Consider the following 17742-nt stretch of genomic DNA (forward strand, 5'->3'; position numbering starts at 1 on the left):
TCCGGCCCCCTGTCGGAGCGGGGTTGCTTTCCGGTCCGGCCCTTTCGGGCTTTCCCTTCCGGCGAGTCCGACTCTATCAGATCCTCATTCTTTCCCCTGCTTCTCGAAAGTCGCAGTCGGTCCGAATTCGTTTCCGATTCCCGTCGGCGGGGTTCGCCGTAGAGCTGCAATTTGCACTGCGGGCTTTTCGGCGTGCCCTCACTTTAGCGGATTCCCTTGATTGCTCATAATCGGCGCCGACGGGGTCGGACCGACGCAATCGCAGTCTGTTTTTCGGCAACGCCGATGGAGACCCGATTGAGGGAGTCGTTCGAAAGTGATGGTGGTGCCGCCTGCGGCGTGCGCACATAGCGCTGCCCGTCTCAAGCGGCTCGGGCCACGTTACGGCTCTGCCCGGGCAGAGTCAAGCAGCCCTGGTCCGGCGCTTCCGGGGGACGTGTGCCCGGTACGCGCTGACCGTCGGGTCGCCCGCGATCCAGAAGCGCCACGGGTGGGTCGCGCCCTCGCCGCCGACACCGGTGCGCGGTCCGCTGCGTACCAGGTCAGGGGCGGCCGGCGTGCCCTGGAGGACGGACAGCGGCGCACCGGGGCCCGCGCACACGTCCGTGCCGTTCAGCTGCCGGTCGATGGCGAGGCCGGTGGCCAGCCGGGCCGGGCCCTGGGCCAGTTCACTCGGGCGGCGGGACTTCGGGCGGCGCTCGGCCACCTGCTCCGTACCGCTGAGCACCTCGCCGGCGCGCAGCAGGACACCACTGGCGTAGCCGTTGGGGCCGCAGACCAGGTTGAGGCTGAACCACATGCCGTAGATGAAATAGACGTACGCGTGTCCGGGCGGGCCGAACATCGAGGCGTTCCGCTCGGTGCGGCCCCGGTAGGCGTGCGAGCCGGGGTCGTTCTCGCCGTCGTACGCCTCGACCTCCGTGAGGCGCAGTTCGATGGGGCCCTCGGGGGTGCTGCGCACGAGGGTGCGGCCGAGCAGATCGGGGGCGACTTCGAGGACTGGGCGGTCGAAGAATGTCCGCGGGAGCGGCATACGGGTGGGTTCGGAGATCATGCGTTCCCAGGGTAGTGGACCTCGCCCGTTCTCTTCGGGGACCGCGGAGTGGCCGGGAAGTACCGCGTCTTGGCAGGGTGTGGGCGTGCGGCGACCGGCCGCCGGGGGAACCGCCGTACGCCGTTTCGCGTTCGTAGGGATCGGACCCGGACCGGGCAGGTGTGCCGCGGCCGGACATCACCGAAGAACAGGCACGTGCCTGGGGAGGACGATCAATGGGGTTCAAGAAGCTGCTGGCGAGTCTGGGTGCTGGAGGCGCGTCGGTGGAGACGGTGCTCTTCGAGGAGAACGTCGTCCCCGGTGGCGTGGTGCAGGGTGAGGTGCGCATCCAGGGCGGTTCGGTGCCGCAGCAGATCGAGGGGCTGTCGGTCGGGCTGCAGGCCGTGGTCGAGGTCGAGACCAGCGAGGGGGAGCGCAAGGAGAGCATCGAGTTCACCAAGCAGAAGCTGGGCGGCGCCTTCGAGGTGCAGGCCGGCGCGGCGCACACCGTGCCGTTCGGGCTGGAGATCCCGTGGGAGACGCCGGTGACGACGTTCCTGGGGCAGCACCTGCACGGGATGAACGTCGGCGTGACGACCGAGCTGGCGATCGCCCGTGCGGTCGACTCCGGTGACCTCGATCCGGTGAACGTGCACCCGCTGCCGGCGCAGCAGGCGATCCTCGACGCCTTCGGGCAGCTCGGGTTCCGCTTCAAGAACGCGGACCTGGAGCGCGGGCACATCCGGGGCTCGCGGCAGAAGCTGCCCTTCTACCAGGAGATCGAGTTCTTCGCGCCGCAGCAGTACCGGGGGCTGAACCAGGTCGAGCTGTCCTTCGTGGCGGACGACCGGGCGATGGACGTCGTACTGGAGATGGACAAGAAGCCGGGGCTGTTCACCGAAGGGAGCGACACCTACCGCGCCTTCGAGGTGGGCCTGCACGACTTCCAGGGCACGGACTGGGCGGCGTACCTGAACCAGTGGCTGGCCGAGGTGGGCGGCAAGCGCAACTGGTTCTAACCTGGCCGGGAAACGTCAGTACACGATCAGGAGGTGTTGCAGTGTCCGAGCTGAAGCGGCGGCCGCTCCCGCACGATTTCCACCCGCAGGTGCCTTCGTTCACCGTCGTGAGCGACGATCTGCAGGAGGGCGGGACGCTGGCGGACGCCCAGGTGCTCAGCGCGGGGAACACCTCGCCGCAGCTGCGGTGGGAGGGCGCCCCGGAGGGCACCCGGAGCTACGCCGTCAGCTGCTACGACCCGGACGCGCCGACCGGCAGCGGTTTCTGGCACTGGTCCGTGTTCGACATCCCGGCGTCGGTGACGGAGCTGCCGGCCGGTGCGGGCTCCGGTGACATGAAGGGCCTGCCCGAGGGCGCGGTGCACGTACGGAACGACTACGGGACGCGTGACTTCGGGGGCGCGGCGCCGCCTCCGGGGGACGGCCCGCACCGTTACGTCTTCACCGTGTACGCGGTGGACCAGGAGAAGCTCGGCCCGGACGCGGACGCGTCGCCTGCCGTGGTGGGCTTCAACCTGCGGTTCCACACGCTGGGCCGGGCCCAGCTGATCGGCGAGTACGAGATCCCCGCCGAGGGGTGACGCGGGCTCGCCCGTAATTCCGTTGCGCCCCGGCGCCCCGGATCGCACAGTGGTGCTTGGCCGACGGTGCCATATGGCCGTCGGGCAGTCGGCACCGCAGTGGCGGGGGCGGCGGGGCGCAGGTGTGTCCCCCGCTGTCTGCCGGAGTCCGCTTCGTGTCGGACGCCCGCGCCGGCTGCCGTGACGCTCCGGGTCCCTTGTCACGGGGGACGGGGCCCGGAGCGTACCCCTTTTCCGCTGCTCGCTCCCCTTCCCGGTTCGCCATTCGTTCGTCCGCTGCTCACCTGTCATCTCCCTTGCGGCATACGGAAATTGCGTTGTCCGGGGGATCACTGGAACTGCACAGTGGAGCCACTTCGCCGAGCGGCGGACGGGATGCGGGAGGTGGTCGGGATGCGCGAGACGCTGGTCCTCAACGCGAGCTTCGAGCCGCTGTCGACGGTGTCGCTGCGGCGCGCGGTCGTGCTGGTCATGCAGGACAAGGCCGTGGTCGAGCAGGCGCACCCCGGGCTGCGCATCCGGGGCGCCGCGGTGGATCTCCCGGTACCGCAGGTGATCAGGCTGAGCAGGTACGTACGGGTGCCGTTCCGAAGACAGGCGCCGTGGTCGCGGCGCGGCGTACTGGTGCGGGACCAGCACCGGTGCGCGTACTGCGGGCGGCGGGCGACGACCGTCGACCATGTCGTGCCGCGGGCGCATGGGGGCGGTGACACCTGGCTGAACACGGTCGCCTCCTGTGCCGAGGACAACCACCGCAAGGCGGACCGGACGCCGGAGCAGGCGGGGATGGAGCTGCTGCGGCGGCCGTTCGTGCCGACGCCCGCCGACACGATGCTGGCGGCGCTGGGGGCGTCCCTGCGGGACGAGCTGCCGGACTGGCTGGCGCTGCCCGCGTAGGACGGTTGAGGGTGGCTGAGGGCCGGTACTCGACGCGTACGAGTACCGGCCCTCAGCGCAGCGCCAGCTGCACGATGGCGACCACGCCGACCACGACGATGACGCCGCGCAGGACGGCGGGCGGCAGCCGGCGGCCGATCTTGGCGCCGAGCTGGCCGCCGAGCGCGGAACCGACGGCGATCAGGACGACGGCCGTCCAGTCGAAGTCGGCGACGAAGAGGAAGAACACCGCGGCGATGCCGTTGACGACCAGCGCGAGCACGTTCTTGAGGGCGTTGACGCGCTGCAGGCCCTCGTCGAGCAGCAGGCCCATCAGGGAGATGTACAGGACGCCCTGGGCGGCGCCGAAGTAACCGCCGTACGCGCTGGAGAACAGCAGGCCGGTCAGGAGCGCGATGCCGCCGTCGCGGTGCGGGACGGTGCCGTTGCGGGCGCGGCGGGCCTTGACGGCGGCGGACAGCCGGGGCTGCAGGACGACGAGGACGAGGGCGATGGCGACGAGGGCGGGGACGATCGCGGCGAAGGCGTCGGAGGGCAGGGCGAGCAGCAGGACGGCGCCCGTCAGGCCGCCGACGAGGGCCGTGGCGCCAAAGCGGAGGATGCGGCGGCCCTGGCCGCGCAGTTCGCGGCGGTAGCCGATGGCACCGCTGATGGAGCCCGGCACGAGGCCGAGGTTGTTGGAGACGTTGGCGGTGACGGGTGGCAGGCCGATGCCGAGCAGGACCGGGAAGGTGATGAGCGTCCCGGAGCCGACGACGACGTTGATGGCTCCGGCGCCCAGCCCCGCGGCGAAGACGGCGAGCGCTTCCCAGAAGGTCATGCGGAACCCCTGGCGCGTGATCGGTGCGTCATGAACCGATCATGCACCAGGGGTCCGGTGGGTGCGCTGCGGGACCACGGTCCGAGACGGCCGTGGCGCGGTGTCAGTCGATGGACGGCTTCTCGAGGGGGGTGGTGGGGGCGGGCGGGGTGCCGCCGCCGGGCGCGAAGTTGCCGAGGGCGCCGCCGAGGCCCTTGAGCGCGTCGCCGATCTCGCTGGGCACGATCCAGAGCTTGTTGGCGTCGCCCTCGGCGATCTTCGGAAGCATCTGGAGGTACTGGTACGAGAGCAGCTTCTGGTCCGCGTCGCCGGCGTGGATGGACTCGAAGACCGTACGGATCGCCTGGGCCTCGCCCTCGGCGCGCAGGGCCGCGGCCTTGGCCTCACCTTCGGCGCGGAGGATCGCGGACTGCTTCTCGCCCTCGGCGCGCAGGATCTCGGACTGCCGGACACCTTCGGCCTGGAGGATCGCGGCGCGCTTGTCACGGTCGGCGCGCATCTGCTTCTCCATCGAGTCCTGGATGGAGGTCGGCGGCTCGATGGCCTTGAGCTCGACGCGGTTGACGCGGATGCCCCACTTGCCCGTGGCCTCGTCCAGGACGCCGCGCAGCGCGGCGTTGATCTCCTCGCGGGAGGTGAGGGTGCGCTCCAGGTCCATGCCGCCGATGATGTTCCGGAGCGTGGTGACGGTGAGCTGCTCGATCGCCTGGATATAGCTGGCGACCTCGTACGTCGCGGCGCGGGCGTCCGTCACCTGGTAGTAGATGACGGTGTCGATGTTGACGACGAGGTTGTCCTGCGTGATGACCGGCTGGGGCGGGAAGGGCACGACCTGTTCGCGCAGGTCGATGCGGTTGCGGATGGAGTCGATGAACGGCACGACGATGTTCAGGCCCGCGTTCAGCGTGCGGGTGTAGCGGCCGAAGCGCTCGACGATGGCGGCGCTGGCCTGCGGAATGACCTGGATCGTCTTGATGAGTGCGATGAACACCAGCACCACCAGGATGATCAGGACAATGATGATCGGTTCCACAGTGGCTCCTCGTGTCCTTCCATAGCTGTCGGCCGGTCCCGCCCGGCGAGTCGTTGATCGAGTCTTTCAGAGACTCACCTCTTGCGCAGGCCGTTCTCCGGTCCCGCAGAGGGCTGTTGAGCAGGAACGTCACATGACGACGGCGGTTGCTCCCTCGATGTCCACGACGTCCACTTTCTGCCCCGGCTCGTACACCTGGCCCTCGTCCAGTGCGCGTGCCGACCAGACCTCGCCGTTGAGCTTGATGCGGCCGCCGCCGGAGCCGTCGACCCGTTCGAGCACCGTGGCCTGCCTGCCCTTCAGGGCGTCGATGCCGGAGGCCACGCCCGGTCGCCGGGAGCGGGCGCGGTTGGCGATCGGGCGGACGACGGCGACGAGCGCGATCGAGACCGCGGCGAAGACGACGACCTGCGTGACCATGCCGCCGCCCAGGGCGGCCACCACGGCACCGGCGACGGCGCCGACCGCGAACATCCCGAATTCGGGCATCGCGGTGACGACGAGCGGAATTCCCAGTCCTACGGCAGCGATGAGCCACCACACCCATGCATCCACGGTGTCATGGTAGATCCGCGGACGGCGTCGCGGACAGGGTGCGATCGATCGCGGCCGGATCGGGCCGGGGCTTTTCGGCCCCGACCTCGGTCAGGGCCCGTTCCGCGCCAACTGTCAGGCGAGCGGCAGACCTTGGGCGGTCCAGCGGTCGCCGTTGCGCTCGACGACGAGCGGCAGGCCGAAGCAGCGGGAGAGGTTGCTGGAGGTCAGCTCCAGGTCGATGGGGCCGGCGGCGAGCACCTTGCCCTGACGGATCATCAGGACGTGGGTGAAGCCGGGCGCGATCTCCTCGACGTGGTGGGTGACCATGATCATCGACGGTGCGAACGGGTCGCGGGCGAGTCTGCCGAGGCGGCGTACGAGGTCCTCGCGGCCGCCGAGGTCCAGCCCTGCGGCCGGCTCGTCCAGCAGGAGCAGCTCCGGGTCGGTCATCATCGCGCGGGCGATGAGGGTGCGCTTGCGCTCGCCCTCGGAGAGGGTGCCGAACTTCCGGTCGAGGTACTTGGTCATGCCCAGCCGGTCGAGGAAGGCGCGGGCGCGCTGCTCGTCGACCTGGTCGTAGTGCTCCTGCCAGGTGGCGGTCATGCCGTACGCGGCGGTGAGCACGGTCTGCAGCACGGTCTGGCGGCGCGGCAGCTTGTCCGCGAGCGCGATGCCGGCCATGCCGATGCGCGGGCGGAGGTCGAAGACGTCGACCTTGCCGAGCGTCTCGCCGAGGATCGTGCTGGTGCCCGTGGTCGGGAAGACATAGCTGGAGGCGACATTGAGGAGGGTGGTCTTGCCTGCGCCGTTCGGGCCCAGGATCACCCAGCGCTCTCCCTCCTTCACCGACCAGGAGACCTGGTCCACCAGAGCCCGGCCCTCGCGGACCACGGATACGTCCACCAGCTCCAGAACATCGCTCATGAGCGCGTTGTCTCCCATTGCATCTCGGTCGTCGGTGCGCCTGTGGGCGCAGCCCTCTGCAAACCTACGCCACCCATTGTCAGCGGCTGTCCTTAGGCTGGGTCCATGCTCGATGAACCTCGATCAGGACGGCTGGCCGCGTGGGGAAACGCCCTGTTGGCCGGGCTTGTCCCACCTGATGACGCAGCGGAGCGGATCGCCGAGGGTGACGCGGTGCACCGCGTCACCGGGCTGCCCGGCGAGCCGGGCCCTGTGGGGCTGACGCTCGCGCTGGGCCGGCTGCGGGCGCTGGGCGCGACCGGACTGCGGGTGGCGCTGCCGGTGCCGGGGCACCCGCTGGGACTGAGCGGCCCGCCGGAGTTCAACGCCCGCGCGATAGTGGCCGAGGAAGCGGTCACCGCGTGCGGGGTGGCGCTGGGTCTGGTGCCGGAGGTGCACGAGGCCGGGCCCGAGGGCGATGTGCACGTCGAGGTCGTATGGCACTGCATGGCCGTACGGGACGCGCCGCCGGCCGATGTGCCCTCGCTGGGCGAGGCGGAGCGGGAGCTGACGCAGGCGCTGCTGGAGGCGACGGAGCTGCTGGCGAAGCTGGATGTGGCCGGATCGGGCCCGGTCGCCGACGCGGCGCTGGCGGCGTATCGGGCGCGGGCCGAGGCCGGGCGGCAGCTGCTGGCGCCGGGGTATCCGCCGCGCGCGGTGCGGGTGCTGGAGCTGGCGCAGAAGGTCGGCGCGCTGATCGGCATCGCGAGCCGCCCTGCGGGCGGGGACGGCCGGGAGCACGGTGCGGCGGTCAGCGCCTCGCAGATGGCCGCGCGCGGGGACGCGTTGCGTCCGGTTGAGCGGACTGCGCGGCGGGCGCAGGTGGCGGCGTACAACGCGGCTGTGGAGGAGCGGGAGCGGCGGGCGCCGTAGGGGTGTCGGTATGCGCCCGGGCGCGGCACCGTTGTGGCTGGGCGCGCAGTTCCCCGCGCCCCTGAAGGGGCGCGCTGCGCGCGGCCCCCACCAGCGCCGTACAGCAGCGTTTACGCGCCCACCCCGTGGCGGACCGCCCACAGGGCTGCCTGGGTGCGGTCCGACAGGTCCAGTTTCATGAGGATGTTCGAGACGTGGGTCTTGACCGTTTTCTCGGAGAGGACCAGGGCGCGGGCTATCTCTCGGTTGGAGCGGCCGTCCGCTATCAGGGCCAGTACCTCGCGCTCCCGGTCGGTGAGGGAGCCGCCGCGGCCCTGGCCGCCGCCCGTGTCCTCCTGGCTGAGCAGCGCGTCGGCCACCTCGGGCTGGAGCAGGACGTGCCCGGCGTGCACGGACCGGATGGCGCCGGCCAGCGCGTCGGGGTCGATGTCCTTGTAGACATAGCCCGCGGCGCCCGCCCGCAGTGCCGGGATGACGGTCCGCTGTTCGGTGAAGCTCGTCACGATCAGCACGCGGGCGGGATTGTGCTGCTCCCGGAGCAGCCGCAGCGCCTCGACGCCGTCCATGCCGGGCATCTTGATGTCCATCAGTACGACATCGGGCTCGAGCCGCTCGGCGGCGGCGACCCCCTCCTCGCCGTCGGCGGCCTCCCCCACGACCTCGATGTCGTCCTGTACCTCCAGGAACGTGCGCAGCCCGCGCCGTACGACCTGGTGGTCGTCGACCAGCAGCACCTTGATGGGGCCGCCGAGCGGGCCCCTGCCTCCGTCAGCCACCGGGGACCTCCATCTCGACAGCGGTGCCCTTGCCGGGCTCCGACTCCACCGTGAGCGTGCCGCCGACGCCGCTCGCCCGGTCCCGCATGGACACCAGGCCGAGGTGGCGCCCGGCCCGGCGGACGGCGCCGGGGTCGAAGCCGCGGCCGTCGTCGGCGATCCGGAGCACCGCGCCCTGCCAGTGGCGTACGAGAGTGACGTCGACACGCTGCGCGTCGGCGTGGCGCAGCGCGTTGTGCAGGGCTTCCTGTGCCACCCGCAGCAGCGCCTCCTCCTGCGCGGCGGGCAGCGCCCGCAGCCCGTGGGAGGCGAAAGTGACCTTGGCGCTGTGCGCGCGGTCCAGGACCTGTATCTGGGTACGCAGCGTGGCTATCAGGCCGTCCTCGTCCAGGGCCGCGGGGCGCAGCTCCACCACGGCGGCCCGCAGCTCGTCGGCGGCCTCCGCGGCGAGCCGCGCGACCTGCTGCAGCTCGCCCTTGGCGCGGGCCGGGTCGCGGTCGACCAGGGCGGTGGCGGCCTGCGCGGTCAGCCGCAGCGAGAAGAGCTTCTGGGAGACCGCGTCGTGCAGCTCGTGCGCCAGCCGGGCGCGCTCCCCCGCGATGGTCAGCTCGCGGCTGCGCTCGTACAGCCGGGCGTTGGTCAGGGCGATGGCGGCGTGCTGGGCGAGCATGCCGAGCAGCGCCTCGTCCTCTCCGGTGAAGCCGCAGCCGCCGGCCGGCTTCGGGCACCTCTTGTTGGCGAGGAAGAGCGCACCGAGGATCTCGTCGCCGTCGGCGACCGGCATGCCCAGGAAGTCGGACATCTCGGGGTGGGCGCCGGGCCAGCCCTCGAAGCGGGGGTCCTGGCGGACGTCGCCGAGGCGCTGCGGGGTGGCCTCCTGGAGCATCGCGGCGAGGATGCCGTGCTGGCGGGGCAGCGGGCCGATGGCCTTCCACTGCTCCTCGCTCACCCCGTCCACGACGAACTGCGCGAAGCCGCCGTGGTCGTCCGGCACGCCGAGCGCGGCGTACTCCGCGTCCAGCAGCTCGCGGGCCGACGCGACGATCGTCTTGAGGACGTCGCGCACCTCCAGGTGCCGGCTCATGGCGAGGATGGCGCCGCTCACCGCGGAGAGCCCGGCTCCCCGCTCCGCCCCTGGTCCCTTGGTCATGGACTCACCGTACCGGCGGCCCGCACGGCACGTATCCGCCTGCGGCGGGGCCCCGGCTAGGTCCTGGGGCGTAGGGCCGGCGGAGGACCATCGGCGCCCCGGGGCCGGGACTTTCTGCCCCCTATATATAGGGGAAAGGAAGGCGGCCTTTTCCTTGCCCGGACGGCGCTCACTTTCCGTATGGAGTCAATGACATAACGGCAGCCGGCGTCTCTAAACATGTGAGCCCGGGCATAGGGCGTACATCACTTACGACCGGCGTTAGTGGTGTGTGAATGTGGGCAGCCGCAGGAGTTGATCCGGTGCACCCCTTGGACTGAGTGCTTTCGGACGCAATTCGGTGGCCCGAGGTTCCACTATCCAGCTTCGTACGTCACATGATTGCAGGGTCAAATTTCGACCGCTAACAATGGCTGACGTCGCCCGGCGCCGTGGAAAAGGATCTCGGCGTTCTCGCGCCAATCCGGCCCACGCGACGTCCCCCATTGGAAGAGGTTCTTTCCGCATGCCCCTGCACGCCATTCCTGGCTACAGCCGCCTGAACCGGAATCACAAGCTCTCCGCCGCCGCAGTTGCCGCGGGCGGCGCCGCGGCCGTGGTCTTCGCCGTCGTCCCGGGTTCGGCCAACGCCGAGCCGGCCCACTCCGCGACGGCCCAGAACGTGAAGCCCGTCGCCTACCACGTGGTGGACGACTCCTCGGCGTACAGCCTGGTCGACAACGCGGCCGCCAAGGCCCAGAACGCCGAGCTGACCCAGGACAGCACCCGTGCCGCCGACCAGGCCGGTGCCTCCGCCTTCGCCGCGAAGAAGCAGGCCGAGGGCGACGCCAAGGCCGCCGCCGAGGCCAAGGCCAAGGCCGCCTCCGACGCGGCCGCGCAGGCCAAGGAGGCCGCCAAGAACAAGGCCGACCAGCAGCGCACGACGCAGGCCGCGAGCCGGTCCGCCGAGCGCAAGCCGGTCACCTACGCCAACAACCTCGACGGCTGGATCAAGGAATCCCTCTCGATCATGAAGCAGAAGGGGATCCCCGGCTCCTACGAGGGCATCAAGCGCAACGTCATCCGTGAGTCCGGCGGTAACCCCCGGGCGATCAACAACTGGGACGTGAACGCCCAGATGGGTATCCCGTCCAAGGGCCTGCTGCAGGTCATCCAGCCGACCTTCGAGCAGTACCACGTGGCCGGCACGGCGAACGACCTGTACGACCCGGTCGCCAACATCGTCGCCGCCTGCAACTACGCGGCCGACAAGTACGGCTCGATGGACAACGTCGACTCGGCGTACTGAGCCACTGCGGCGCGCCGGAGCACCGGCGCCGGACGATGAACGCCGCGAGGGGCGGCACCCGATTCCCGGGTGCCGCCCCTCGCGGCTCTTCGTATGCGCTGCCTCAGGGGAGCGTCACTTGCGCATGACCTCGGGCTCGTGGCGGCGCAGCAGGCGCGCCACCGCGAAGGCGAGGATCACGCCGAGCGCCAGCATGAAGACCATGTCCATCACGTAGACGCCGGTCTGGTGCTGCCACAGCGGGTCCGGGTTGCCCTTCTCCCAGGGGAGCAGGGTGTTCAGGTCCGCGGTGGCGCCCAGCGCGGCGACCGCCCAGCGCGAGGGCATCAGCCAGGAGACCTGCGCGACGCCCGGGGTGTCGAAGAGCTGGAAGAGCACGCCGGTGAAGACGACCTGCACGATGGCGAACATGACCAGCAGCGGCATGGTCTTCTCGGCGGTCTTGACCAGCGCGGAGATCAGCAGGCCGAACATCATCGAGGTGAAGCCGAGCGCGATGATCGCGACGGTCATCTCGATGGCGGGCAGGTCCTTGATGATCAGGCCTTCGGAGGGCATGTTCCGGGTCGAGAAGCCGATCACCGCGATGATCACGCCCTGCACGGCCGTGACCAGGCCGAGCACGATCACCTTGGACATCAGATACGCCGAGCGGGACAGGCCGGTGGCCCGTTCGCGCTCGTAGATGACGCGTTCCTTGATCAGTTCGCGTACGGAGTTGGCCGCGCCGGAGAAGCACATGCCGACCGTGAGGATCAGCATGATCGTCGTGGCGTCGCGGTTGGTACGGGCCCGGTTCAGCGGCCCGTATCCGAGGCCGAAGTCGCTGGGGATCAGCATGGAGACCACGCCGAGCACGGCCGGCAGGATCAGCATCAGGCCCAGGAAACCGCGGTCGGAGGCGATCACGGAGACGTACCGCCGCATCAGGGTCCACAGCTGCGAGCCCCAGCTCTGGGACTTCTGCATGCGGGCCGGCGGCGCCTGGACGCTGACCGACTGCGGCGCCACGGCGTCGATGTCGGCCGCGTACATCTGGTAGTGCGGGGAGCCGCGCCAGCGGCCCATCCAGTCGTAGTCCCGGTAGTTCTCGAACGCCGAGAAGACGTCCGCCCAGGTCTCGTACTGGAAGAAGTTCAGCGCCTCCTCGGGCGGGCCGAAGTAGGCGACGCCGCCGCCGGGCGCCATGACCAGCAGCTTGTCGCAGAGCGCGAGCTCGGCGACGGAGTGCGTGACGACCAGGACCGTGCGGCCGTCGTCGGCGAGGTCGCGCAGCAGCTTCATGACGTCGCGGTCCATGCCCGGGTCCAGGCCGGAGGTCGGCTCGTCCAGGAAGATCAGCGACGGCTTGGTCAGCAGCTCCAGGGCGACCGAGACGCGCTTGCGCTGGCCGCCGGAGAGCGAGGTGACCTTCTTCTCCTTGTGCACGTGCAGCTTGAGCTCGTGCAGCACCTCGTCGATGCGGGCCTCGCGCTCGGCCTCCGCGGTGTCACCGGGGAAGCGGAGCTTGGCCGCGTACCGCAGCGCCTTCTGGACGGTCAGCTCCTTGTGCAGGATGTCGTCCTGCGGGACCAGACCGATGCGCTGCCGCAGCTCGGCGAACTGCTTGTAGAGGTTCCGGTTGTCGTAGAGGACGTCGCCCTGGTTGGCGGGGCGGTAACCGGTGAGCGCCTTGAGCAGCGTGGACTTGCCGGAGCCGGACGGGCCGATGACCGCGACCAGCGACTTCTCGGGCACGCCGAAGGAGACGTCCTTCAGGATCTGCTTGCCGCCCTCGACCGTGACGGTCAGGTGGCGCGCGGAGAAGGAGACCTCACCGGTGTCGACGAACTCTTCCAGCCGGTCGCCGACCAGCCGGAACGTCGAGTGACCGACACCGACGGTGTCGTTGGGCCCGATGAGGGCCGAGCCGCTCTTGGGGACCGGCTGGCCGTTGACGTACGTACCGTTGTGGCTGCCCAGGTCGTGGATCTCGAAGCGGCCGTCGGGCGTGGCCCGGAATTCCGCGTGGTGCCGGGAGACCTGCAGGTCGGAGACGACCAGCTCGTTCTCCAGGGCACGGCCGATGCGCATGACGCGGCCGAGGTCCAGCTGGTGGAAGGTGGTCGGGCTGCGGTCGCCCGCCGCCTGCGGAGCCGCGCCGCCCTGTGCCGGGGGCTGCTGCGGCCCGCCCTGCGGCGGGATGCCGGCGCCGTGCGACGGCGGCCCCTGCGGGGGCATGCCCTGCTGCGGCGCGCTCTGCTGCTGCGGCGCGCCCTGCCATCCCTGCTGCGGCGCCGGCTGCTGCTGCGCGCCCGCCCAGCCGGGGGCGCCCTGCTGTGCGGGGGCCCCGGCCGCCGGCTGCGCGGCGTACGCGTCGTTGGCCGGAGCCGTGGGCTGCGCGGCGTACGCGTCCGCCGCTGCGGCCGCCGCCGTACCGCTGAGGGTCAGCCGGGGACCGTCGGTGGCGTTGCCGAGGTGCACGGCCGAGCCGGGGCCGATCTCCATCTGGTGGATCCGCTGCCCCTGCACATACGTGCCGTTGGTACTGCCGTGGTCCTCGATGACCCAACTGCGCCCTCCCCAGCGCACGGTCGCGTGCCGCCAGGACACCCGAGCGTCGTCCAGCACCACATCGCCCTGGGGATCGCGCCCCAGGCTGTACGACCGGGACGGATCGAGCGTCCAGGTCATTCCATTGATTTCGAGTACGAGTTCAGGCACTCCATGCCCCACTAGTTGTCCCCCGAGTGACCCCCTGCACGGGAAGTCTAGGGATGGCGAACATCCTGGGGAACTATTCCAGGCAGCGGGCCGCGACCGAAAGCCGGGCCGTGACAAGAGCACGAAGCGGACAGTGTTGTCGTCGGTTGACGCCGGCGAAAGGCCCCCGGAGAGTGGGAGACACCCACGGATCCGTACGGATGCCACGCGATGCGCACAACACGGGTGACTCAGCATCGATCGGCGCACGATCGGGGGCCGCGATGAGCGCGACCGCAACTCCGCACACAGGGCCGGGTGCTGTGCTGCTCTCCGCCGTCATCGCGGTCTGCTGCGCGTTCCTGGCGATGGCCGGCGTCGCGGCGCTCGGGCTGCGTCTGCTGGGCGCCGATGCGTACGGCTCGCTGGGCCCGATGACGGCCGCCGTCATGGTGCTGGCGGTGGGTGGATCGGTGACCCCGCGGGGTGACGTCTCGGCCTTCGGCATGTCCGGCGTGACGGCCGAAACCGCCATTGACATCGTGCCGTTGGGCGTGGGACTGACCGGTGCCGTGGTGCTGGGGGCGCTGTTCCTGCGGTCGCTCCGCGCGGTGCCGGGCGGGGTCGCGCCGGGCGGGCTGGCGGCGCGCGCCGCGACGGTGGCCGCGCTGTTCACCGCGCTGGTCGGCGGGCTCACCTGGGCCGGACACGACTCCGTAACGATCCCGGTGCTGCGGCTGCTGCCGACGCCGGGCGGCGGGGGCGGCGGACCGCTCGACCGGCTGCCGGACCTGCCCGGGCTCGGTGATCTGCCGGGCCTCGGCGACCTGCCGGACCTGGGGCGCGAGCTGCCCGGCCGGCTGCTGCCGGACGGGCTCGCGGACCTCGCGGACGCCCGGCTCCGTATCGACTTCGAGGTGGCGGCCTGGCCCTCGCTCGTGGCCGGCGCGGTGTGGGCGCTGGCCGTCCTGCTCATCGCGCTGGCGGCCTCGCGGCGCACCCCGCTCCCCCGCGCGCTGGCCGGCGCGGGCCGCGCCGTCCGCCCCGCCGCCTCCGCGCTCACCCAGGTGCTGGGCCTCGCGGTACTCCTGGGGCTGGCGGCCGGGGTGTACGGGGTGACCAGCGGCGGGCAGCCGCGGCGGGCGGCGGGCGCCGCGCTGCTGGGCGCGCCCAACGGAGCGTGGCTCGCGATGCCGCTGGGTCTCTTCGTGCCCTGGCACGGCTCGGCGAGCGGGGCGCTGCTGCCGGTCCTGCCCGCGCCGCTGCGGGCGCTGCTGGGCGGCTCGGGCGAGCGGCCGGTCACGCTGCAGCGGCTGGCCGAGCAGAGCGCGTGGGCGTGGGTCGCGGCGCTGGTGGCGGCGGTGCTGATGCTGCTGGCCGGGATCCTGACGGCCGCCCGCACGGCGCGGGCGGGATCCGGCGTCCTGGCGTACGCGGGCGGCTGTGCGCTGCGGCTGGGCGCGCTGACGGCACTGGCCGTACCGCTGCTGGTGCGGCTGACGGAGGTCTCGGCGGACGTCCGGCTGACCTTCCTGGGGATCGGCGTCCACGGGGCGGGCCTCGACCTGCGCGGGAGCCCCGGAGCCGGGCTGCTGCTGGGGGCGCTGTGGGGCGCCGCGGCCGGGCTCGCGGGGGCGCTGCTGGCCGTCGGGACGGGCATCGCGGGCCGGAGCGCCGCGGATCCGCCGCTACCGGTGCACGCACCGACGGCGTACGGGCCGGGGGACGGAGGCCCGGGGGCTCCGGGGCCGTACACGCCGTCGCCCCCGTACCGGCGGCCGAACCCGGACACCAATCCGTACATGCGGACGCTCCCGCCCCGGGAGACACCGCCCGGGGAGCCGCCCCGGGAGGCCCCGCCTCGGGAGGCTCCGCCGCGGAAGCCGCCGCCGCACGGCAGCGACACCGCCTCGGCGCCCACCGTGAGCGGCACTCCGCTCCCCCGCCCCGCCCGGCCGCGTCCCCGGCCGCGGCGGGACCGGGACGAGCCGCCGCCGGAGCCGCCGCCGCCCGGACGGCCGGGTGCGGGCCGCTGAGGACGGGACCGCGCGGGCAGCGGGCCGGACCCCGCTCTGTACGGACATGTACGGACCCGTGACCCACCCGGCCGCGTGGTGGCAGGCGTCCACTCGGCGGGACACCTGTACGGTTCCGGGACGCGGCCGGATACCGTAAGAGCACCATGAGCGCATCGCAGACACCGCCTGCCACCGCCGTACCGGGCGACGACGTACCGACCCTTCTCGTGAAGATCTTCGGAAAGGACCGGCCCGGCATCACCGCCGGTCTCTTCGACACCCTCGCCGCCTACTCCGTCGACGTCGTCGACATCGAGCAGGTCGTGACCCGGGGCCGCATCGTGCTGTGCGCCCTGGTGACCACGCCCACGGGAAGCGCGTCGAACGGTGCCACCGAAGGCGACCTGCGCGCGACCGTGCACAGCTGGGCCGAGTCGCTGCACCTCCAGGCCGAGATCATCTCCGGTACCGGTGACAACCGTCCGCGCGGCACCGGCCGTTCGCACGTCACCGTCCTCGGGCACCCGCTCACCGCCGAGTCCACCTCCGCCATCGCCGCCGCCATAACGGCCACCGGCGGCAACATCGACCGCATCTTCCGGCTCGCCAAGTACCCCGTGACCGCCGTGGAGTTCGCGGTCTCCGGCACCCCGACCGACACCCTGCGCACCGCGCTCGCCACCGAAGCCGCCGTGCTCGGCGTGGACATCGCCGTGATCGCCTCCGGGCTGCAGCGCCGGGCGCAGCGCCTGGTCGTGATGGACGTGGACTCCACGCTGATCCAGGACGAGGTCATCGAGCTGTTCGCGGCGCACGCGGGCTGTGAGGCCGAGGTGGCCGAGGTGACCGCCGCCGCGATGCGCGGCGAGCTGGACTTCGAGCAGTCGCTGCACGCCCGGGTGGCGCTGCTGAAGGGCCTGGACGCCTCGGTCGTGGAGCAGGTGCGCAAGGAGGTGCGGCTGACCCCCGGCGCGCGGACCCTGGTACGCACGCTCAAGCGGCTGGGTTACCAGGTCGGCGTGGTCTCCGGCGGCTTCACGCAGGTCACCGACGCGCTCAAGGACGAGCTGGGGCTGGACTTCGCCTCGGCGAACACCCTGGAGATCGCGGACGGCCGGTTCACCGGCAAGGTCACCGGCGACATCGTGGACCGGGCGGGCAAGGCCCGGCTGCTGCGCTCCTTCGCCCAGCAGGCCGGGGTGCCGCTGGCGCAGACGGTCGCGATCGGTGACGGCGCCAACGACCTGGACATGCTGAACACGGCGGGCCTGGGCGTCGCCTTCAACGCCAAGCCGGTCGTACGGGAGGCCGCGCACACCGCCGTGAACGTGCCGTTCCTGGACACCGTGCTGTACCTGCTCGGCGTCACCCGCGAAGAGGTCGAGGCCGCCGACACGATCGCGGACTGACCGCCCGCCTCCCTACACCACAGGGCCCCGGCGCGAGGTGCGCCGGGGCCCTGTGGCGTACGCGGTCCCTGCCGTCCGCGCGCGCCGGCGTTCACAGTTCGGGCGCAGGCGCTCCGTCGTGGGGCGTCCAGTAGGCGACCAGCCGGCCGACGCCGTGCTCGACGGACTTCCAGGAGCCGTTGAAGGTCACCACCGCTAGGGAGGCGGTCGGGAAGCCGCTGCGGTTCATCCTGGTCAGCAGCTCGCCGTCCGCCTCGCCGGAGAGCGCGTCGGCGAGGGCGTGCATGCCCGGATTGTGGCCGACCAGCAGCAGGTCCTGCACGTCGTCCGGGACCTCGTTGACCACCGCGAGCAGGTCGCCGAGCGAGGCTTCGTACAGCCGGTCCTCATAGACGGTCTTCGGGCGCTGGGGCAGCTCGTGGACGCAGGCCTTCCAGGTCTCGCGGGTGCGGACGGAGGTGGAACAGAGGGTCAGATCGGGACTGATGCCCGCGCCCGCGAGCCATCGTCCGGCGACGGGGGCGTCCCGGCGGCCGCGCTCGGCGAGCGGCCGCTCGTGGTCGCTCTCCTGCGACCATTCGGCCTTTGCATGTCGGAGAAGGACAATCCGGCGGGGGAAATCGACGCTCATGTGTCCCAGCTTCGCATGAAAAGCGGCGCGGG

The 17742-nt window shown here is 71.5% G+C and carries 16 protein-coding genes; 7 read left to right on the plus strand and 9 right to left on the minus strand.

The genetic code is table 11. The features are described from left to right. Nucleotides 1-403: 403 nt before the first annotated feature. Nucleotides 404-1054: a DNA-3-methyladenine glycosylase gene (locus ACZ4MH_RS29220; RefSeq protein ID WP_351600415.1), complete on the minus strand. Its 651-nt coding sequence runs from the start codon at nt 1052-1054 to the stop codon at nt 404-406. Between the two features lie 215 nt (nt 1055-1269). On the opposite strand from ACZ4MH_RS29220, the gene ACZ4MH_RS29225 reads away from it, so the two are divergent. The 3 genes from ACZ4MH_RS29225 (at nt 1270) to ACZ4MH_RS29235 (ending at nt 3530) form a co-directional block, all read left to right on the plus strand. After that, a complete protein-coding gene (locus ACZ4MH_RS29225) occupies nt 1270-2052 on the plus strand; it encodes a sporulation protein (protein ID WP_351600413.1) in 783 nt (260 codons plus the stop codon). A 41-nt stretch (nt 2053-2093) separates the two neighbouring features. Beyond that, nucleotides 2094-2633, plus strand: a complete 540-nt coding sequence (locus ACZ4MH_RS29230) for a YbhB/YbcL family Raf kinase inhibitor-like protein (protein WP_351600411.1) — start codon at nt 2094-2096, stop codon at nt 2631-2633. Between the two features lie 393 nt (nt 2634-3026). Beyond that, nucleotides 3027-3530 carry an HNH endonuclease gene (locus tag ACZ4MH_RS29235; RefSeq protein ID WP_351600409.1) on the plus strand — a complete coding sequence of 168 codons (504 nt, stop codon included), beginning with the start codon at nt 3027-3029 and terminating at the stop codon, nt 3528-3530. A 52-nt stretch (nt 3531-3582) separates the two neighbouring features. On the opposite strand, the gene ACZ4MH_RS29240 is transcribed toward ACZ4MH_RS29235, so the two are convergent. From ACZ4MH_RS29240 to ACZ4MH_RS29255, 4 genes are all read right to left on the minus strand, one after another. Then, entirely contained in the window at nt 3583-4350 is a 768-nt protein-coding gene (locus ACZ4MH_RS29240) for a sulfite exporter TauE/SafE family protein (protein ID WP_351600408.1), read from the minus strand. A 103-nt stretch (nt 4351-4453) separates the two neighbouring features. Then, complete coding sequence (locus ACZ4MH_RS29245; RefSeq protein ID WP_351600406.1) at nt 4454-5383, minus strand: SPFH domain-containing protein; 930 nt, start codon at nt 5381-5383, stop codon at nt 4454-4456. A gap of 129 nt (nt 5384-5512) precedes the next feature. Next, nucleotides 5513-5926 (minus strand): NfeD family protein, encoded by a 414-nt coding sequence (locus tag ACZ4MH_RS29250; protein WP_351600417.1) that lies wholly within the window; start codon nt 5924-5926, stop codon nt 5513-5515. Nucleotides 5927-6052: 126 nt separating this feature from the next. Further along, nucleotides 6053-6862 carry an ABC transporter ATP-binding protein gene (locus tag ACZ4MH_RS29255; protein ID WP_351600404.1) on the minus strand — a complete coding sequence of 270 codons (810 nt, stop codon included), beginning with the start codon at nt 6860-6862 and terminating at the stop codon, nt 6053-6055. Between the two features lie 87 nt (nt 6863-6949). On the opposite strand from ACZ4MH_RS29255, the gene ACZ4MH_RS29260 reads away from it, so the two are divergent. Further along, the gene (locus ACZ4MH_RS29260) at nt 6950-7756 is read left to right on the plus strand and encodes a hypothetical protein (protein ID WP_351600402.1); all 807 of its coding nucleotides are present in this window, start codon (nt 6950-6952) and stop codon (nt 7754-7756) included. Between the two features lie 110 nt (nt 7757-7866). Here the strand turns inward: ACZ4MH_RS29260 and ACZ4MH_RS29265 are convergent, their stop codons facing one another. After that, a complete protein-coding gene (locus ACZ4MH_RS29265) occupies nt 7867-8532 on the minus strand; it encodes a response regulator transcription factor (protein ID WP_351600400.1) in 666 nt (221 codons plus the stop codon). Then, complete coding sequence (locus ACZ4MH_RS29270; RefSeq protein WP_351600398.1) at nt 8525-9682, minus strand: GAF domain-containing sensor histidine kinase; 1158 nt, start codon at nt 9680-9682, stop codon at nt 8525-8527. The genes ACZ4MH_RS29265 and ACZ4MH_RS29270 overlap by 8 nt, the downstream gene beginning before the upstream one ends. A 505-nt stretch (nt 9683-10187) precedes the next feature. Here ACZ4MH_RS29270 and ACZ4MH_RS29275 point away from each other — a divergent pair. Next, nucleotides 10188-10970 (plus strand): transglycosylase SLT domain-containing protein, encoded by a 783-nt coding sequence (locus tag ACZ4MH_RS29275; RefSeq protein WP_351600395.1) that lies wholly within the window; start codon nt 10188-10190, stop codon nt 10968-10970. 114 nt (nt 10971-11084) lie between these two features. Here ACZ4MH_RS29275 and ACZ4MH_RS29280 read toward each other — a convergent pair whose 3' ends face one another. Further along, a complete protein-coding gene (locus ACZ4MH_RS29280) occupies nt 11085-13673 on the minus strand; it encodes an ABC transporter ATP-binding protein/permease (RefSeq protein ID WP_467754763.1) in 2589 nt (862 codons plus the stop codon). A 263-nt stretch (nt 13674-13936) separates the two neighbouring features. On the opposite strand from ACZ4MH_RS29280, the gene ACZ4MH_RS29285 reads away from it, so the two are divergent. Both ACZ4MH_RS29285 and serB read left to right on the plus strand, forming a co-directional pair. Beyond that, a complete protein-coding gene (locus ACZ4MH_RS29285) occupies nt 13937-15688 on the plus strand; it encodes a streptophobe family protein (RefSeq protein ID WP_467754764.1) in 1752 nt (583 codons plus the stop codon). A 146-nt stretch (nt 15689-15834) separates the two neighbouring features. Further along, nucleotides 15835-17079, plus strand: coding sequence for a phosphoserine phosphatase SerB (gene serB / locus ACZ4MH_RS29290; RefSeq protein WP_351596275.1), 1245 nt, complete (start codon nt 15835-15837; stop codon nt 17077-17079). 91 nt (nt 17080-17170) lie between these two features. On the opposite strand, the gene ACZ4MH_RS29295 is transcribed toward serB, so the two are convergent. After that, nucleotides 17171-17710, minus strand: a complete 540-nt coding sequence (locus tag ACZ4MH_RS29295) for a SixA phosphatase family protein (protein ID WP_351596272.1) — start codon at nt 17708-17710, stop codon at nt 17171-17173. Nucleotides 17711-17742 lie beyond the last annotated feature (32 nt).

The organism is Streptomyces sp. NPDC026301 (genome assembly GCF_055567935.1).

What these genes read in the sequence shown, in the direction of transcription:
- ACZ4MH_RS29255 (WP_351600404.1), bottom strand. Translation starts at nt 6,862, where the DNA reads ATGGGAGACAACGCGCTCATGAGCGATGTTCTGGAGCTGGTGGACGTA.
- ACZ4MH_RS29240 (WP_351600408.1), bottom strand. Translation starts at nt 4,350, where the DNA reads ATGACCTTCTGGGAAGCGCTCGCCGTCTTCGCCGCGGGGCTGGGCGCC.
- ACZ4MH_RS29220 (WP_351600415.1), bottom strand. Translation starts at nt 1,054, where the DNA reads ATGATCTCCGAACCCACCCGTATGCCGCTCCCGCGGACATTCTTCGAC.
- ACZ4MH_RS29295 (WP_351596272.1), bottom strand. Translation starts at nt 17,710, where the DNA reads ATGAGCGTCGATTTCCCCCGCCGGATTGTCCTTCTCCGACATGCAAAG.
- ACZ4MH_RS29260 (WP_351600402.1), top strand. Translation starts at nt 6,950, where the DNA reads ATGCTCGATGAACCTCGATCAGGACGGCTGGCCGCGTGGGGAAACGCC.
- ACZ4MH_RS29275 (WP_351600395.1), top strand. Translation starts at nt 10,188, where the DNA reads ATGCCCCTGCACGCCATTCCTGGCTACAGCCGCCTGAACCGGAATCAC.
- serB (WP_351596275.1), top strand. Translation starts at nt 15,835, where the DNA reads ATGAGCGCATCGCAGACACCGCCTGCCACCGCCGTACCGGGCGACGAC.
- ACZ4MH_RS29225 (WP_351600413.1), top strand. Translation starts at nt 1,270, where the DNA reads ATGGGGTTCAAGAAGCTGCTGGCGAGTCTGGGTGCTGGAGGCGCGTCG.
- ACZ4MH_RS29270 (WP_351600398.1), bottom strand. Translation starts at nt 9,682, where the DNA reads ATGACCAAGGGACCAGGGGCGGAGCGGGGAGCCGGGCTCTCCGCGGTG.
- ACZ4MH_RS29285 (WP_467754764.1), top strand. Translation starts at nt 13,937, where the DNA reads ATGAGCGCGACCGCAACTCCGCACACAGGGCCGGGTGCTGTGCTGCTC.
- ACZ4MH_RS29235 (WP_351600409.1), top strand. Translation starts at nt 3,027, where the DNA reads ATGCGCGAGACGCTGGTCCTCAACGCGAGCTTCGAGCCGCTGTCGACG.